Source organism: Blautia sp. St.27G3 (genome assembly GCF_059728505.1).
The window spans coordinates 1,237,469-1,255,554 of sequence record NZ_BAAGFO010000001.1; the positions used below are offsets into that span (position 1 = coordinate 1,237,469).

12 protein-coding genes are annotated in these 18,086 nt (G+C 48.1%); 1 reads left to right on the plus strand and 11 read right to left on the minus strand.

The features are described from left to right. Positions 1 to 15: 15 nt before the first annotated feature. The 8 genes from AC6I2O_RS05820 to AC6I2O_RS05855 all read right to left on the minus strand — a co-directional run bounded on the left by AC6I2O_RS05820 (position 16) and on the right by AC6I2O_RS05855 (position 10,399). Positions 16 to 489, minus strand: a complete 474-nt coding sequence (locus tag AC6I2O_RS05820) for a COG2426 family protein (RefSeq protein ID WP_497742077.1) — start codon at positions 487 to 489, stop codon at positions 16 to 18. Between the two features lie 55 nt (positions 490 to 544). Continuing rightward, on the minus strand, positions 545 to 1,603 hold the full coding sequence (gene hisC, locus AC6I2O_RS05825) for a histidinol-phosphate transaminase (protein ID WP_120390949.1): 1,059 nt from the start codon (positions 1,601 to 1,603) through the stop codon (positions 545 to 547). A gap of 112 nt (positions 1,604 to 1,715) precedes the next feature. Continuing rightward, positions 1,716 to 2,606 (minus strand): DUF2156 domain-containing protein, encoded by an 891-nt coding sequence (locus AC6I2O_RS05830; protein WP_120390950.1) that lies wholly within the window; start codon positions 2,604 to 2,606, stop codon positions 1,716 to 1,718. Positions 2,607 to 2,649: 43 nt separating this feature from the next. Then, positions 2,650 to 4,374 carry an ABC transporter ATP-binding protein gene (locus AC6I2O_RS05835; protein ID WP_120390951.1) on the minus strand — a complete coding sequence of 575 codons (1,725 nt, stop codon included), beginning with the start codon at positions 4,372 to 4,374 and terminating at the stop codon, positions 2,650 to 2,652. After that, positions 4,364 to 5,713, minus strand: a complete 1,350-nt coding sequence (gene glmM, locus AC6I2O_RS05840; RefSeq protein ID WP_120390952.1) for a phosphoglucosamine mutase — start codon at positions 5,711 to 5,713, stop codon at positions 4,364 to 4,366. Before glmM ends, AC6I2O_RS05835 begins: the two co-directional genes overlap by 11 nt. A gap of 59 nt (positions 5,714 to 5,772) precedes the next feature. After that, entirely contained in the window at positions 5,773 to 7,539 is a 1,767-nt protein-coding gene (locus AC6I2O_RS05845; RefSeq protein WP_120390953.1) for an ABC transporter ATP-binding protein, read from the minus strand. Beyond that, the gene (locus AC6I2O_RS05850; RefSeq protein ID WP_120390954.1) at positions 7,536 to 9,368 is read right to left on the minus strand and encodes an ABC transporter ATP-binding protein; all 1,833 of its coding nucleotides are present in this window, start codon (positions 9,366 to 9,368) and stop codon (positions 7,536 to 7,538) included. Before AC6I2O_RS05850 ends, AC6I2O_RS05845 begins: the two co-directional genes overlap by 4 nt. Before the next feature lie 17 nt (positions 9,369 to 9,385). Further along, a complete protein-coding gene (locus tag AC6I2O_RS05855; RefSeq protein WP_120390955.1) occupies positions 9,386 to 10,399 on the minus strand; it encodes an asparaginase in 1,014 nt (337 codons plus the stop codon). Positions 10,400 to 10,662: 263 nt separating this feature from the next. On the opposite strand from AC6I2O_RS05855, the gene AC6I2O_RS05860 reads away from it, so the two are divergent. Further along, positions 10,663 to 12,015, plus strand: a complete 1,353-nt coding sequence (locus AC6I2O_RS05860) for an MATE family efflux transporter (protein ID WP_120391334.1) — start codon at positions 10,663 to 10,665, stop codon at positions 12,013 to 12,015. A gap of 48 nt (positions 12,016 to 12,063) precedes the next feature. On the opposite strand, the gene AC6I2O_RS05865 is transcribed toward AC6I2O_RS05860, so the two are convergent. The 3 genes from AC6I2O_RS05865 to AC6I2O_RS05875 all read right to left on the minus strand — a co-directional run bounded on the left by AC6I2O_RS05865 (position 12,064) and on the right by AC6I2O_RS05875 (position 18,044). Then, a complete protein-coding gene (locus tag AC6I2O_RS05865; protein ID WP_120390956.1) occupies positions 12,064 to 12,849 on the minus strand; it encodes an MBL fold metallo-hydrolase in 786 nt (261 codons plus the stop codon). Positions 12,850 to 12,870: 21 nt separating this feature from the next. Next, entirely contained in the window at positions 12,871 to 13,305 is a 435-nt protein-coding gene (locus AC6I2O_RS05870; RefSeq protein ID WP_120390957.1) for an RrF2 family transcriptional regulator, read from the minus strand. A 197-nt stretch (positions 13,306 to 13,502) separates the two neighbouring features. Further along, a complete protein-coding gene (locus AC6I2O_RS05875) occupies positions 13,503 to 18,044 on the minus strand; it encodes a leucine-rich repeat domain-containing protein (RefSeq protein ID WP_497742079.1) in 4,542 nt (1,513 codons plus the stop codon). Positions 18,045 to 18,086: the final 42 nt, after the last annotated feature.

The window sequence follows — 18,086 nt, forward strand, 5'->3', positions numbered from 1 at the left end:
CTTCCTGCCTCAAAATCACAAAATAAGATCCAGTATTCCATAAGACAGCCCCGCCATCAATGCCGCTGATATGAGCACACCGATGAAAATAGCTGCGACTGCTCTTGAAAAACGGATGCCAAGCAAAGCCGCAATCAACGATCCAGTCCATGCTCCTGTACCTGGGAGCGGTATGCCGACAAAAAGCATCAACCCCCAGAACTCGTACTTTCGTATCTCATCACTCTTGCCCATCGCACGTTTCTCGACATAATCTGCCAGCCGTTTTGTTACCCGGTACCGTTTCATCCTGCCAAGTACGCCGCGTATCAACAGCAAAATAAACGGAACGGGAAGAAGGCAGCCCCCAATGCACGCAAACGCCGCACGATAAAGCGGTATTCCCAGCCATGAAGCAGCCAGAAATCCTCCTCTTAATTCTAAAACAGGCAGCATCGAAATCAGAAATACAATTGCTTCCTTGGATTGTATTCCAGCCAATGCTGCCACTACCGCGCCTGTAAACGATTCTGTATTCAGTTTACGCTCACTCCTTTACCTGTTTCTATCTCTTCAGGTATTTTCTCAGGAAAGCAAGCAGCTCATCCATTTCCTCATCGGTACCGATCGTAATTCTCAGGTAATTCTCAATGCGCGGCCGTTTAAAATAGCGAACATAAATCCCCGCTTCCTTCAGAGCCTCAAGCAATTCCCCGGCCTGGGCGCTTTCATGCGTGACAAACAAAAAATTGGCCTGGGAATCTGCAAAACGGAACCCAAGGGCCGCCATCTCTTTTTTCGTACGTTCCCTTGTCGCAATGATCTTCTGCCGCGTTTTTTCAAAATATGTATGGTCGAGCGCTGCCGCCGTTCCAAGTGTAATAGCAGTCTGATTCATGGAATACGAATTGAATGAATATTTCACATCATTCAGACAGCGAATCAGATCTGCATTTCCAACCGCATAGCCAATACGCATTCCAGCCATGGAGCGCGATTTGGAAAAGGTCTGCACCACCAGCAAATTGTCGTACTTCTCAAGAAGCGAAACAGCAGAGCTTCCCCCAAAATCAATGTATGCTTCATCTACAATAACTATAACCTTCCGGTTGTGTGCAATGATCGCTTCCACCTCCGCAAGCGGCATCAGCACGCCAGTCGGTGCGTTGGGATTCGGGAAAATTACGCCTCCGTTTTCCCGGTAATAATCTTCCTTCACAATCTCAAAACGGTCATTCAGCGGCGGGCACTCATATGGAATCCGAAACAAATCCGCCCACACATCATAGAAGGAATACGTAATATCCGGAAACAAAATCGGCTTTCCAGAATTAAAAAATGTCAGAAACGCTAAAGCCAGTACATCGTCAGAGCCAACACCTACAAAGATCTGCTCCGGTTTCACGCCCTGCTCTTTTGCAATCGCATCCACCAGTTGCTGGGCAGCGGAATCCGGATATCTGCGCATCGGCTCTGCCGCCAACTCCCGCAGCGCCTCCTCCACCATCGGGGAAGGCGGATACGGATTCTCATTCGTATTCAGTTTAATGGCTCTTTGATCCTTTGGCTGTTCCCCCGGAACATACGGCACAACCTTCCGCACATTGCTTTCCCATTCTCTCATACATCTCTCCTCTGCCATCCATATAGCACATTTTTCTATTAAAATTTTTTATCAGGATTGTCTACTTAAACCTGCTGTTTTTGCGGGATGCTGAAGGGCATCCGCATATATCTCAGCGCAAAGACACTCTCCCCTTCTCAACAAGGAACACCGGATGATACGATTCTTTTGCCTGACGCAGGCCCGGCTCTCCCATATCTTCCTCGCGGTTCACATATCTGTACTGCGAAGCCTCATGCAGTAGAAACTGCTGATTGATGATTGGATAGGCTCCCTGCACATCCGCATAAGCTTTCTCAATATGCACCACCATGGTATCGTCGCAGACCGGCTCTCCGATTGAAAAAGCCATCACCTTTCCGTCCGCACGAATCAGACCACCACACAACCTCAGCTCCTCCATGAGGCGCAGAGAATTTAAGGTTACACACATCTCCGCATTTTTTTCCGGATCTTCGTTGCAGCCATTTTCCGTTCTCCAGTCAAGTGCCATCTGAAAGCATTCCTCTACATTTTCCGATGTAATTTTTTCGTACGTCCAATCCGGGTACAGTTTTTTAAACTTATTAATGTGATTTTTCTTTCCATGATATTTTTTACCGGAAAGTGTGATCAGCTTCTCTGTCTCATACACGTAATCCGCCGAATCCCGATAATATTCGATGGAAAAACGGCCCGGATATATGGCCTCAAGCTGTTGGAACTGCTCTTCGTTCACATTTGTCATGTGAAATTCAATCCCATGTTCTTTGCTCCAGTCCATCAAAAGATCCAGTACTTTTTTCAGATTGGACCGATCACCCTGAGGAAATGTAAAGCTGCCGTACTCTGTATAATAAAATACCATCATATCCTCAACAATCGTATATGCTACCTTATAGTGTCTCGACCAGAGATACAGATTGGCAAACGTATATTCACAGCTCCGGTTTCGGTTCATTCGAAAATAACGATTGACCATCTCCCGGTCTGCAAGCTCCGGTTTTCTGAATTCTAATTCCATGCTTTACCCCTTTTTGTTCTGCGGCAAATGCCGGCTTTTTCTTTTAACCATGGTACAGCTTTGCATAAACCCCGTCCATGGCCAGCAGTTCCTCATGCGTGCCCTGCTCCTCAATCCCTTTTCTGGTCAGCACCAGAATCTTCTTGGCATTGCGGATTGTGGAGAGACGGTGTGCAATTACAAACGTCGTTCTCCCCTTTGCCAGAGCCTCCATGGACTGCTGTACTATTTTTTCACTTTCATTGTCAAGCGCAGAAGTCGCCTCATCAAAAATAAGTATTGCCGGATTTTTCAAAAATACCCGCGCAATGGAAAGACGCTGCTTCTGCCCTCCGGAAAGCTTGACCCCGCGCTGTCCGATATCCGTCAGATAACCATCCGGGAGCTGCTCGATAAAATCATGCGCATTTGCCAGCTTCGCCGCCCGGATTACCTCCTCGTCCGTGGCATCCGGCCTGCCGTAACGAATGTTTTCCATGATATTTTCCGCAAACAAATAAACGTCCTGCTGCACAATTCCAATCTGGCGCCGCAAATCCTCCAGCTTAATCTTCCGAATATCCACTCCATCCAGCAGAATCCGTCCGCCATCCACATCGTAGAAGCGCGGAATCAGACTGCACATCGTCGTTTTTCCACCGCCCGATGAGCCGACAATGGCCAGATAATCGCCTGCATTTACATGCAGATCAATATGACTCAGTACAGTGTCCTGCTTTTCTTCGTATTTGAACGAAACGTTGTCAAAGCAGATTTCACCATTTGCTGATGCGATTGAAATCGCATCCGGCGCATCTTTGATATCCGGCTCCACTGCAAGAATCTCGAGGAAACGCTCATATCCCGTATAGCCATTCTGGAACTGCTCGGTAAAATTGATCAGTTTTTTGATCGGCTCCGTAAAATTGTTAATATAGAGCAGGAACGTCACCAAATCTGTCACATCCATATTGGCGCCTGTAATCAACCCTGCGCCTGCGACCAGAACCGCAACCGTCACCAGGGTCGTCAACGCGCCAAGACCGGAATGGTACCATCCCATGTACCAGTAGCTTCTCCTTTTGGACTCAACGAACTGTTCATTTCCCGCGCGGAATTTTTTCAGCTCTACTTCTTCGTTGCTGAAGGACTTCACCGCGCGGATTCCAGAAAGGGAATCTTCAATCTGGCTGTTGATATCCGCAATTCTTGCCCGGTTTGTCTTAAATGCACGCTTCATCCGTTTGTTGAAATAAACTGCATAGAGAATAATAAGCGGCAGAAACGCAAACGCAACAACAGTGAGCGCCGCATTGATACGAAACAGAATCACAAAGGATCCGATAAATTTGATCAGGGAAATGACAACGTCCTCCGGACCGTGATGCAGGAGCTCGCTGATATCAAACAGATCTGACGTTACTCTTGAGAGAAGCTGTCCCACTTTCTGATTATCGTAAAAAGCAAAAGAAAGCTTCTGATAATGGGCAAATATCTCGTTTCGCATATCATGCTCAATCTTTGCCCCCATGATGTGACCAAAATAGGCAATGTAAAAATTGCAAAAACACTCCACAGCCACCAGGCCTGCCATCACAAGCCCAAGCTTCACAATCATCTGCATTGCCTCACTGCCCGGCAATACTATGACATGCGACGTAATGTAACGGACAAGCAGCGGGATGGCCAGCGTAATGCCGGCCCCCAGAACTGCAAAAAACATATCGCTCAAAAACAGCCCCTGATAAGGTCTGTAATACCCAGCAAGCCTTTTCAGCTTATTCTTCATCGGTAAGTCCCTGCGCTTTCATGACTGCAATCACCGCATCCACGTGCTGTTCGCACAACTCATCCGACTCTGCTTCCACCATCACACGGATTACCGGCTCAGTGCCGCTCTCACGCACGAGAATTCTTCCGTTTTCTCCAAGAGCACCGGTCACTGCCGTAACTGCTTCCTGCACGGCTGCATTCTCTTTTACCGCCTGTTTATCTGCCACTCTTACATTTTTCAGAAGCTGCGGATAAATCTTCACCTCAGATGCCAGGGAACTCAGGCTGACCTTCCGGTCCATCATAACGCCCATCACCATAAGCGCGGTCAGAATACCGTCCCCAGTTGTCGCATATTTCGAGAAGATGATATGTCCGGACTGCTCTCCGCCCAGGCAGTGTCCGTTCTCGCACATATTGGCATAAACGTATTTATCACCGACTGTCGTTTTCTCGTAAGCAATCCCTGCCCGGTCAAATGCCTTATAAAGTCCGAGGTTTGACATGATAGTCGTAACAACTGTGTTATTCGTCAGCTTTCCCTCTTCCTTCATGTATTTTCCACAGATATACAAAATCAGATCGCCGTCAATAATGCGTCCCTTCTCATCGACTGCAATGCAGCGGTCCGCGTCTCCGTCAAAAGCAAATCCCACATCAAGCCCTTTCTCCAGAACAAACTGCTGAAGCACCTCAATGTGTGTGGAACCGCAACCGCGGTTGATATTGGTACCGTCCGGCTCATTGTGAATGACATACGTCTTTGCACCCAACGCGTCAAATACACTCTTGGCAATCGAAGAGGCACTTCCATTTGAGCAGTCAAGGCCCACCTTTTGATTTTTGAAGGAACGCGTCGCCATAGAAATCAGATGACCGATATAACGGTTCCGTCCAGCCACATAATCGACGGTACGGCCAATCTTCTCACCTGTCGCCAGCGGAAGCTCTTCCATCTCGCCATCAATATACGCCTCGATCTTTTCTTCCACCTCTGCCTCAATCTTTTTCCCGCTGCCGCTGATGATTTTGATGCCATTATCATAGTATGGGTTGTGACTTGCAGAAATCATGATTCCGCAGTCAAAATCCTCTGTCCGCACCACAAAAGATACACTCGGGGTCGTCGTCACATGAAGCAGAAACGCATCTGCCCCGGAAGCCGTCAGCCCTGCTGCAAGCGCATATTCAAACATATAGCTGGATCGTCTCGTATCCTTGCCGATCACGATACGCGCCTTGTAATCCTGCCCGTAATACCAGCCAAGAAAACGTCCCACTTTAAACGCATGCTCTACTGTCAGCTTCTTATTCGCTTCCCCGCGAAAACCATCCGTACCGAAATATTTCCCCATAAAAAAGTCTCCTGTTCTTTTTTAATCTCCCCTTACTATACACGCTGTCATCTCAAACGTCAATCCTGTTTTCCCCGGACAAACACGTCTGCCCTGTTGTCCGCCTGTGACAATACAAACTGGCTGTTATACAGACGGGCATACGCACCGCCTTTTTTCAAAAGGCTTTCGTGATTTCCCTGCTCTATCACATTTCCGTCCTGCATCACAAGAATTACGTCTGCATTTTGTATTGTTGACAACCTGTGCGCTACAATAAAGCTTGTTCTGCCCTGCATCATGGAATGAAAGGCTTCCTGAATCCGTGCCTCTGTACGGATATCAATCGAGGACGTGGCCTCATCAAGAATCAGCATCGGCGGCAGACACAGCATGACACGTGCAATACACAGAAGCTGCTTCTGCCCCTGAGAAAGGCTTCCACCATTTTCGCCAATTACCGTATCGTATCCTCGCGGCAATCTCCGAATAAAGCTGTGAGCATGCGCCCTTTTTGCGGCCTCTATAATCTCTTTCTCCTCTGCCTCCGGCCGCCCCATAGCAATATTATCGCGGATTGTCCCGCCCGACAGCCATGTATCCTGCAACACCATTCCAAAAGTACTTCGCAGATCGTGCCGCCTCACCTCGCGGATATCGGTTCCCTCTATTTTAATAGCGCCGCTGTTCACGTCATAAAAACGCATCAGCAGATTGATCAGCGTCGTTTTTCCACATCCGGTCGGACCGACGATCGCAACACGCTGTCCTGCCTTTACCTTCAGATTAAAATCCTGAATCAGCTTTTTCTGCGGCACATACGAAAAATTCACGTGCTCCAGCGACATACTGCCCGGATTGTCCGGCAGCTCCTTCGCCGCTTCTGCATCTGGCGTCTGTGCCGGCGCTTCCAAAAGCTCAAACACTCTGCCTGCGCATGCCAGTGCATTTTGCAGCTCTGTCACCACACCTGATATCTCATTAAACGGCTTTGTATACTGATTTGCATACGACAAAAACGCAGATAGCTGGCCGACGCTCATCACGCCGCGGACAACGCAAAGCGCTCCCGTAAGTCCAACGCCTGTATACACGAGGCTGTTGACAAAACGTGTGACCGGATTTGTAATGGAGGAAAAAAAGACCGCCCGCAGGGAATAGCTGCGCAGCCGTTCATTCATCTTATCAAATCTTCCCTGTATGTTTTTTTCCTGCCCGTATGCCTGGACCACCTTCTGATTGGCAACCATCTCATCAACCAGCGCCGTCTGCTCCCCTCTCGCCTCAGACTGCATCCGAAACATGGCATACGTCTTCTGCGCAATAAATCTTGCTGCCAGAAGGGAAACCGGAGTCAGCAGGACAACCACCAGCGTAATTCCCGCATTTGTTACCAGCATAAAAACCAGGGTTCCCAGAATTGTTGCTACCCCGGTAAAAAACTGTGTAAAACCCAGGAGAAGTCCGTCTGCAAACTGATCCACATCCGCAATTACGCGGCTGACCAGGTCTCCCGAGGAATGCGCATCCAAATAAGAGACCGGCAAAATTTCAATCTTCTCAAACGCCTGCTCCCGCACTTCACTGGATACGAGACAAACGATTCGGTTATTCGCCACATTCATAACCCATTGCGCCGCTGCTGTGATCAGCACAATAAATACCATCACTTTCATGATACGGGCAATTCTCTCAAACTGCACGGCTCCCGGCCCGACAATCTCGTCAATTACCCGACCAGTCAGAACCGGCACATAAAGTGTCAGCACAACCGAAACCACTGCCATCAAAAGAGACAGAAGTACAAGCGCGCTATGCGGCCGGATAAAGCTTAGAACTTTCTTCATGACGGTACCTCCCCGACTGCTGCTTTTTTCTCCTTTTTAGGAAACTGAAACTCATATATTTCCCGATAAATACTGCAAGTTTCCAGCAACTCCTCATGCGTGCCAATCCCGGCCAGCGCTCCGTCCTCCAGGACCAGAATCTTATCTGCATGCTGAATTGAAGAGGTCCTCTGTGAAACAATAAAAACAGTCATGTCCCGAGAAAGCCCTGCAATCGCCCTGCGCAGCTTTGCATCCGTTGCAAAGTCAAGCGCCGAGGCGCTGTCATCCAGAATCAGAATCTCGGGTCTGCGCACCAGTGCCCGGGCAATCGAAAGCCGCTGCCTCTGTCCGCCGGAAAAATTACGTCCCTCCTGCCCTGCATACGCATCCAGCCCTTCTTTTGCTCCAAACACCACATCCTCCGCCTGTGCCGTCCGAATCGCCTCCTTTAAGTCCTCGTCCGATGCGTCTTCGTTTCCCCACAGCAGATTCTCCCGGATGCTTCCCTGGAACAGCACTGCTTTCTGCATGACAATCCCAATCTTTCTGCGAAGCTCATCCAGAGGATACGCACGCACATCCATTCCATTTACTTTTACACAGCCTCCGCTCACATCGTAAAAACGAGGAATCAGACTGACCAGCGAAGTTTTGCCTGAACCCGTTCCGCCGATAATCCCGATCGTTTGTCCCCGTTTCGCCGTAAAGCTGATGCCGGAAAGCGCGTCGGCTCCGGCTCCGTCATACCCAAAACGGACATTCTCAAATGCAACTGCCGGTACTTCTGACTCCGTTTCTCCCGCGTCGGCCAGACTTTTTTCATTCCTTGCGTTGTCAGTATTTCTTCCTGCTTCTCTGCTCTGTGTATCGGGCTGATTGCCGTCCGCTGGTTTGCCCGCCATTCCGGGCTGCACTTCTAATACCGATGCAATCCGGTTTCCACATGCAATCGCCTTTGTCACTGTGATAATCAGATTAGCCAGCTTTACCAGCTCTGTCAGAATCTGCGACATATAATTGACAAGCGCCACAACGCTGCCCTGCAACAGAAAACCGGCATCCACACGTTTTGCGCCAACGTACAGCAAAACGAGCAGCGCTGCATTGATTGCAATATACGTCATCGGATTCAGCAGCGCCGAAATTTTCCCGGATAAGAGCTGAATCCTTATAAGCGCTACATTGCGGTCCCTAAAGTTCCGGCATTCCTCCTCTTCCCGGCAGAATGCCCGGATGACGCGAACACCCTGCAAATTTTCCCGTGTCACCCGCACCACCCGGTCCAGACGCTCCTGAACCTTTTTATAGACCGGAATGCTGATCAGCATAATACCAAATACAATTACACACAGCACCGGTATCACCACCACAAAGATAAAAGCTGCTTTTACGTCAACGGTGAAAGCCATAATCATGGCTCCGAATACAATAAACGGAGACCGCAGAAACAGACGAAGAAACAGATTTACCCCGGACTGCACCTGATTCATATCACTCGTCATCCTTGTAATCAGCGTCGACGTCCCAAGCTTATCCATGGAGGAAAAAGAAAGGCTCTGAATATGTGCAAACAGCTCATGGCGCAGCCTTGCGGTAAACCCGACAGCTGCCTTCGCTGAAAAATACTGTGCCGTTACCGAACAGACCAACCCCGTCAAACCCAGACCTGCCATCAAAAGACACATGTTCACAATATAGCCCGTATCGCCGTTTTTGATCCCCACATCAATAATCGCAGCCATCACCAGCGGAACAAAGAGCTCAAGCAGCGCTTCCAGAAGCTTAAACGCAGGCGCCAAAAAAGCTTCTTTTTTATAACCCTTCATATATTTTAACAATTTCCACATAACATTACCGCCTTTGCCTATTTTAACATCCAGTCCTGCCTCGTACCAAACTCCCCGAGTAGATTCGTCTTCATAATCTTATGCACGCGCTCCCGGTCCCCATACTCGCCAATCGCCCACATAAGCTTTGTGATCGCCGCCTCAGAAGTCATATTTCCCGTTTCTATCACGCCACAGTCTAAAACCTGCCTTCCAACTTCATATACAGAAAAATCACTTCCCTCATACAGACACTGACTCCCGACTGCCACAATCATCCCTTCCTGCACCACCTCGCGGATCACTTCAGTGAGGCCGCGCAGCGCAAACGGCAGCCCTCCGATGCCGAACGCTTCTATATACACCCCTCGCATACCGAGAACCTTAAGCTTCCTGAAAATGTCCGGATTCATGCCCGGAAATAATTTCAGCAAAAATACATCCGTACTAAAATGGTTCTGCAAGATACATTCTTTTTCAGAAGACTGTGAAACGCACGGATTCAGCACAAGGCCACTACTGTTTATTTTTGCCGCATATGGATAATCAATACTCTCAAATGCATCAAAACTTCTTGTCCGTACCTTACTCGCCCTTGTTCCCATAATAATTTTCCGGTTAAACGCCACATAAACACCGGGACAGCCACTTGCAGCCATATGAAGCGCTGCACGGCAGTTCTCTGTCGCATCGGCAATCGGATTTTCGATTGATACCTGGCTTCCCGTAAGCACAACAGGAAGCTCGATATTCTGCAAAGCAAATGATAGCGCCGCAGCCGTATATGAGAGTGTATCCGTTCCATGAACAATCACGATGCCGTCATAATGTTCCCTGCGCTCATAAATGCACTCTGCAAGCTGAGCCCAGTGCTCTGGTTGGATATTCGAGCTGTCGAGCATGAAAAGCTCTTCTACATCAACCGCAAAACCAGCCGTAAGCCCTTCAATTTTACTGAGAATCTCCTTGCCTCCCATTCCCGGTGCCAGACCGTTGACACTGCATGACGACGCAAGCGTACCTCCGGTACTGATTAAAAGAATTTTATTCATATCGGCGAACTCCTTTTTCTTTTTTTATATTGTATTTTCATAATAGTTACCCACAAAATTTGAAAGAATTTTCACTGTGATTTCATCTGAACGTATTTTATGAAAAGATCATACGGTTGTCAAATGTTGCTTTTCAAGTGATTCCAGAGTATAATAGAGAATCTGACACCTGCCTTGTGCGGTCTATGTCGGATTTGTATAGAAACCGCTGTGGGCTTTTCCCGTGGCAAGGAGAAAAAGAAAGCATTAGGTATACTGATATGATGGATAAAACAAAAACGCTCGATCTGACTTCCGGTCCGATCTTTTCGACGCTTTCCAGGCTTGCCCTGCCAATTATGGCGTCGTCTTTTCTTGGCACTGCTTATAATATCACGGATATGGCCTGGATTGGCATGCTCGGTTCCAAAGCAGTCGCCGGAGTCGGTGTGGGCGGCATGTTTCTCTGGCTCTCGCAGGGACTCGTCACACTGGCACGTATGGGAGGACAGGTAAATGCTGCACAGTGCTGCGGCCGTCATCAAACGAAAGAAGCCGGACTTTATGCATCCGCTGCTCTAAAGCTTACCGTATTGTTCGGCCTGCTTTTTGGCGGCGTCTGTGTTATTTTTATTCACCCGCTTCTGTCTTTCTTTCATTTGAATGATGCCCAAACGTACGAAGCAGCCCGCATTTACATGGTCATCACCTGCGGACTGATTCTTTTTTCTTATTTAAATTATACCCTGACCGGTCTCTACACCGCGCAGGGTGATTCCAAAACTCCGTTCAAGGCAAACCTTGTCGGTCTTGTTTTAAACATGATTCTCGACCCCCTGTTAATCCTCGGGGTTGGACCGTTTCCACGCATGGAAGTCAGCGGCGCAGCGATTGCAACCGTCAGCGCACAAATACTCGTGTTCCTTGTCCTTCTTTTTGAAATGAACCGCGACCGGACTGGCCACAATATCTTCCAGAACATCGCGCTGCTTTCCCGCGTTCCTGCTACTTATTATCGGTCAATTGCAAAAATCGGCATTCCCTCTGCGCTTCAGGGTTCTGTCTACTGTATGATTTCCATGGTTCTCACACGCATGGTTTCGGCTTTTGGCCCCGGAGCAATCGCCACACAGCGCGTTGGCGGACAGATTGAATCCCTTTGCTGGAACACGGCAGATGGCTTTGCCGCTGCACTCAACGCATTTACTGCTCAGAACTTCGGTGCTGGAAAAGCAGAACGCATTCGAAAAGGATACGTTATCTCTTTTCGGATTCTGGCTCTCTGGGGAGCATTTATTTCCGCACTTTTTATCCTGCTGCCCGAGCCCATCTCCCGCCTGTTCTTCTATGAACCGGAGGTCATTGAGATTGCAGCCGGATATCTTATTATTATCGGTTTCAGTGAAGCCTTTATGAGCGTTGAACTGATGACAATCGGCGCGCTTTCCGGCCTGGGCAGAACAACGCTGTGCAGTGTCATCAGCATTACACTTACTGCTTCGCGCATTCCGCTTGCCCTGCTCCTGTCCCAGATCGGTCTTGGATTGTCCGGAATCTGGTGGGCATTGACCTTATCCTCTATTATAAAAGGCATAATATTTTATCTTACCTTTCAGAAAATACAACAGAAACTATAAATTTCAACCGGCAGAACTGAAACCTCAATTGTTTCTATTCTGCCGGTTTTACAGTTCCCAGCTCATGCCGTCGCTGGAAATTTTATGAAACTGTGTATGTGCAGGCAACGGATATTCCGCCTCATACCGGTCCATAACTGAAAAATCATCCCAGAAATGCATCGGAAATACATGCCGCACCTCTGCATGCTCCAGGAAATAACTCATTCCCCAGCCATATGTTTCCTCCAGTCTGGCATCCAACGGCACAAAAGCGAGGTCGATTGTATTGCCCTCGACATACTCCATTTCTTTCTTGAAATTCCCTGTCATCTGCCGGTTTGCTGCTTCTGATTCGTTCGCCCAGATCCACCAGTGCAGATCTCCTGCGTGGTAAATCGTCTTTCCTCTGTAATTGATCAAAAATGCACATCCACAGTCCGTGGAGCGAAGTGTAAAAACCTTCAGCATTTCCCCTGCTTCATCCGAAAACATTGTCTCCGATCTTCCTGCCAGAAAGTACACTTCCGGAATCGAAAGCACTCTACCTTCCTCCGTTTTGCCGCATACTTGTGCAATCTCTTCTGATGTCAGGCACACTCCGCCCGATTTCCGCTCAAGCTTCCGACAGGCAGAACGAACCTGACTGGAAAAAATGTAGGATACTTTCGGATATTGCCTGCCAAGGGCAAAAACAGCCGGATTAAAATGGTCGCTGTGGCTGTGGCTGCAAAAAACAAAGATTGGCCTTCCCTCGTCCAGCTGCGGAATTTTCCCCTGATAATAATCAAAAATCCAATAACAATGTTCCCATTCAATCAGAAACCCGCTGTGTTTTAAATACGTTACCTTCATCGCCACCTCATTTACATCTTACTAAATCACATAATCATCTGTGCGCTCCATCTGCCAGGCTACCAAATCTTCCAGTGTCACATGGTCCACAACGCTGCTGATTGCTTCGTCTATCTTCTTCCAGAGAATCTGTGTCGCACAGCCACACTCTCTGTCACAGACGCCTTTCCCAGCTTCCACACAATCAACAGGCGCCAGACTCCCTTCTGTCAGTCGCAGAATCATTCCGGCTGTATATTCTTCCGCGGCACGTGCAAGTACGTATCCGCCCTGCGGCCCCCGCACACTCCGCACATAGCCTGCCTTATTCAAGACCGAAATAATCTGTTCCAGATATTTTTCTGAAATCCCCTGCCTGTGTGCCACATCCTTCAGACGAATCGGTTCTCCCGAATCACGCAAAGCCAGATCCAGCATCAGACGCAACGCATATCTTCCTTTTGTTGAAATTTTCATAATCATCCTCCGTATTTTCTGAAGAAATTATATCGGATAATCCCTACAAATTCAATCGGAAATCTGAGTAACGAAAAGAATCTTTCCAGCCTCTTACTCACGTATCTTGAAAGTTACCTTTTCTTCTAACAACAATGATAACCAAAAGCCGCCGCTCATTTGAATAACTCCTTATTCGCATGAGCAACGGCTTTGTTCTATTTTCTGATCTTCATGCTCTTCACATATCCTGTTTTTTTATTCAACAGCTTCTGATATGCTTTTAAACTTTTTTTCGGTACCCGAATCACTGCTTTTTTATACATTCCTTTCACTGCATTCTTGCCGACTGACCGGAGTTTTGTCCCCTGCAAAGTCAACGTGCGCAGATTTTTACAGTTCTGGAATGCGCTCTTGCCGATCACTTTCAGCGATTTTCCGACTGTCACCTTTTTCAGTCCTGTGCACTGATAAAATGCTCCGTCACCGATCGTCTGAACACTTTGCGGCAGTGTGATTGTCGTAAGCTTTTTGCATCCCTTAAAAGCATACGTACCGATTCCTGTCACATATTTACTGATCGTAATCTTTTTCAGATATTTGTTATCCTGGAATGCTTTCTTTCCGATACCTGTCACCCGGTAGGTATAGCCATTGATTTTAATGGTAGCCGGCATTTTCAGGGAAGAAGTTTTTTTCTTTACCAGACCCTTTAATTCTACAGTCTTCAGGTTCGAACGGCTCGCCGTGATCCGATAATATGCCCCGCCGGACTTTACTACCTTGCCAACTGCCGGATATACAACGGTCGGGGCCGCCGGAGGCTGCACAGCATTTCCGCTTCCTGAGCTGCTGCTTCCACCCGATGTACTTCCACTTCCTGTACTACTTCCGCCTCCAGTTGTTCCGCCGTTTCCTGCGCTGCTGCTTCCACCCGATGTACTTCCACTTCCTGTACTGCTTCCGCCTCCGGTTGTTCCGCCGCTTCCTGCGCTGCTGCCTCCGCCGGATGTACTTCCACTTCCATTTCCTGTACTGCTTCCGCCTCCGGTTGTTCCGCCGCTTCCTGTATCTCCATTTGGTATTGTTGATCCTGATTCCGATAGCGGAACGAATTCAACGGATACCGTATATTGTTTCTTATAGCCGCCGGGAGTAGTAAGTACATAAATAACCGGTGTTGTGAAATCATGGCTTCTTCCGTTGGAGAATTCATCCGGCAAACTTACACCATATTCGGAATCATAATCCATAATTGGCGTAAGATTCGATACATTTGTTCCTTCCGGTATTCTCAATGTAATCGTATGATCTCCAATAATACCTTCTACATTCTCCTTTAGCATCGAATTAAATGTCTTCGGCAGGTAAAATCGTTTAAAAAATGCCTCTGTGTCATCAAGAACTCGTATCGTAACCTCTACCGCAACATTCACGCCAGTCATCGTATCGATAATCTGATAAGTTGACCTATAAATGGTGCCGGCAGCTGCATATGTTGTACCTTTATATTCAAAATTATCTCTATAATTCTCTCCAGGCATTATTACTCTAGAAATTCCCGGTGGCAGGCTTTCACTAATCATCTTCGTCGTATAGCTACCACTTCCGCCAGTAACATTTTCAGATGTCATCCTGTCAATTAATTTTCCCCTATACAGATACAAAGATATATCCGTTGCCTTCAATTTCTCGCAGACCTTCAAAGTACCTGCATGCGCTGCAATTACTCCGTGTGGTCCTGGAAGTATATCTCCAACATAAACATAAATCGCTGCCTTATGATCCCCAGTGCACAGTACTCCATTTTGATTGAAAGCCTTCATCGTATTGCCCGAAAATTTCGCCACATGGATTCCATAGGCTTCAAACTGATCTTGACCGAATACTGCGCTCTGCTCTCCATTACTATAGGTAACCCGTACACGTACCTCGGACAGATCCAGTTTCTGACCTTCCTGATAATACGTTTTCCCCATTTTATTGATCAAAGTTATGTTGGCGATCTCCTTTTCCTTCACTGTAATCGGATATGCTGCACTTGCGCCGTAATACGTCAGCAGTACACTCTTGTCTGCCGTTGTCAGCGGCCCCTTTTTATTGTAATCAAAGCCACTGTAAATAGTCCGGTTAGACATGCCGTCAATCGTTGCCTGAAGACGGACATTGCCCGGATTAAAATATTCACCTTCAATGTAAATTCCGTCTTTATCCGAAACAACCTGAACCTGCGAAACGTTTTTCGGCGCTCTGATTTCCATGAAAAACGATGTGGTTTTTCCAAGATACGATACCTTTACCTGAATAGTTCCCGGTGTTTTACTGATAAAACCACTGAGCATATCCTCCGTAATCGAAATTCCGCTGCCCCCGTTTACCAGAAGCCGTCCCCAACTATATGGCTTTTCACCGACATAACAATACGCCGGAGAACCACTGACTACAAGCGACTGAATATCGTCTGCGCCAACCCGCACAGGTCCGTCTGAATCCATCTTCCAGTCTCCGGTAAAATCCCAGCCCTGGTAGGAGGACGGGTCCTTTGCTGCCTCCTCCGAAAGCAGCATTCCATCTTCCGATATCATGCCTGCCGGGTACCCGACTGCAAGAATACCATTCTGTCTGGCATAACAGCCGTTCAGATGTCCGGAAAGTCCGGATATGCTGTTCAGCACATTTGTATTTGCAAGGCCACAGAGCTGTCCAACTGCCTGATTCCCGCCGCTCACTGAAAGCCTGCCGGAGTGCACACAGTATGACAGACTGCCTCCGAACGATCCCTGCTTCCGGATTTCACCGGCAATTCCGCCGACATATACGTCATAGCTGTCCCCTGAGCCGGAAACATACGGTACATGCGTAGCTCCATCTGGCTGCGTCACAGCAATACTTCCGCGACTGTAGCATTTTTCTGCTGTACCCATCTGAATACCGGCAATTCCGCCCACCCAACTTTTAACCGGCGGAAGCTCTACATTCAAGGTACCAGCAAAACCACACCCACGAATAATTCCGGCGACATTGTTAAGCCCGGCAATTCCACCGAAAGCTGTCTCTGCGTAGTTACTCTGGCTGCGCAGCATTCGAGCCGTGACTTCTCCTTTTACGATACAATCTGCAATCAGCCCCTCATTGATCTGTGCAAAAACCCCCTGCACACTCGAATATTCCCCGTCAAAAGCTGCCTCAATCGTCAGATTCCGGACTGTTCCGCTGTTTCTTCCTATCAGAGGCTGCTTCAGTCCACGGATCACGTGTCCGTTTCCTTCGAGCACCCCACGGAAATTCGTAATAGTAAGATTCAGCTGGCCATTTACCGTAATATCCTTCTCTAAACGATAGTGGGCATTCGGCTGGCTGCCGATCAGATTCAGTTCCCGGAAGCTTGTAATCTTATATGGATTCTCACTGCTTCCATCTCCTTCAGCAGGTGCGGAAACCTTCCGTCCCTCTCCTACAATCATATAGCGAATACTGCTGCCTCCATTTGACGGGACTGTGAACGTTCCGTTTTGCAGGCGGATGGCAATCGCTCCCGTCGGAGGTAACGTATGAGCCGCACCGCTCCTCCCCATATAAAGCGGATAATTCTTTACCTTTTCATATACAATTGCGTCTCCCGCAAAACCATATTTTCCACTTGGCTCCTGCGCGATGATCGCCGTGTAAAATTCAGTCAAAAGATCGGAAAACTTCGTGCCATCCCCCAATACCTTTGTCACGTATGTGGCCGGATCACAGTTCGCACTTTGTTTGTAAAACAGTGGAAACAGCGCCATTGGATTGTAGCTGCCCGTTTTCCGTGCAATTAGGTAACGAACAAATAGATACGGCATCCCGTAATCCCTCGCGGAACTGTCCCGATAACTCTTATAAAACAGTGCGGAGCCATTGCGGATATCTGTATTCCCGGCAATACCATCCATCCAGCCGCTGCTATCCGTCCCGCCCCAGATATAATCCATAGCTGCCACAGCAAGCCCCTCATTCAGCCATAAATACGGCTGGTAAGGATCATAACCGGTCAACAGATGAAACAGCGCATGCTGCCCCTCATGAACCAGGAGCCCATTTCTGGTTTGCATGTTTCCAAACTGATAGCTGGCAGCATCCGGCACATTAATATGAATTGCCGTAATGCCGTAATCACCCTTGTAAACACCGCTGGCACCTGAAAGTGTCTCAAGCAATATGGACAACTTACCTGTATTGTCCTGACAAGGAATCGTTCCTCCGGCCAGTGCGCTCAGCATCTGATATGGCACTCCGTCATAGGTCCGCGCCATATCTCTCGCAATCGCCTCTGTCTTTCCCGCCGCATCATAGCTTGGCTTCAGTGCCTTTGACATCCAAATGTAGCAATGCGCTCCCACACCAATACACACGTAAGTCTGACTGCTACTGCTTCCAGAAGTGATCGTTTTTTCCATCCCGATCGTATAGGAAGATGTCGCAGACGTCACGACTGTCCGGCTGTTCTGTCCCGCTGCCACATCCTGCCCCAAGACATCTTTCGAAGCCGCAGACCGGACCACACTGCTTCCATTTCCATTACTATCAAACACAAGCGTTCCTGTACTCGCCTCGGAAGTCGTACTTGTATTTACGATCACCGCGTATTCCCCGGAAACCGTCTCTCCAGGCCTTCCCTCTGTCACCGCAGCAAAGGTCTCCATCCTTCCCGCAAAAAACAGCAGCAGACACCAGAAACCAAACCAAATTCTGTATTTTATTCGTTTTTTATGAAATTCTTCGCTCATTTCTTCTCTCCAAAACACTTTTCCTCCCCGTCACAAATAATT

Coding starts and splice junctions, on each gene's coding strand:
- AC6I2O_RS05850 (WP_120390954.1), bottom strand. CDS start 9,368: ATGTGGAAATTGTTAAAATATATGAAGGGTTATAAAAAAGAAGCTTTT.
- AC6I2O_RS05865 (WP_120390956.1), bottom strand. CDS start 12,849: ATGAAGGTAACGTATTTAAAACACAGCGGGTTTCTGATTGAATGGGAA.
- AC6I2O_RS05855 (WP_120390955.1), bottom strand. CDS start 10,399: ATGAATAAAATTCTTTTAATCAGTACCGGAGGTACGCTTGCGTCGTCA.
- AC6I2O_RS05830 (WP_120390950.1), bottom strand. CDS start 2,606: ATGGAATTAGAATTCAGAAAACCGGAGCTTGCAGACCGGGAGATGGTC.
- glmM (WP_120390952.1), bottom strand. CDS start 5,713: ATGGGGAAATATTTCGGTACGGATGGTTTTCGCGGGGAAGCGAATAAG.
- AC6I2O_RS05845 (WP_120390953.1), bottom strand. CDS start 7,539: ATGAAGAAAGTTCTAAGCTTTATCCGGCCGCATAGCGCGCTTGTACTT.
- AC6I2O_RS05835 (WP_120390951.1), bottom strand. CDS start 4,374: ATGAAGAATAAGCTGAAAAGGCTTGCTGGGTATTACAGACCTTATCAG.
- AC6I2O_RS05875 (WP_497742079.1), bottom strand. CDS start 18,044: ATGAGCGAAGAATTTCATAAAAAACGAATAAAATACAGAATTTGGTTT.
- AC6I2O_RS05860 (WP_120391334.1), top strand. CDS start 10,663: ATGGATAAAACAAAAACGCTCGATCTGACTTCCGGTCCGATCTTTTCG.
- AC6I2O_RS05870 (WP_120390957.1), bottom strand. CDS start 13,305: ATGAAAATTTCAACAAAAGGAAGATATGCGTTGCGTCTGATGCTGGAT.
- hisC (WP_120390949.1), bottom strand. CDS start 1,603: ATGAGAGAATGGGAAAGCAATGTGCGGAAGGTTGTGCCGTATGTTCCG.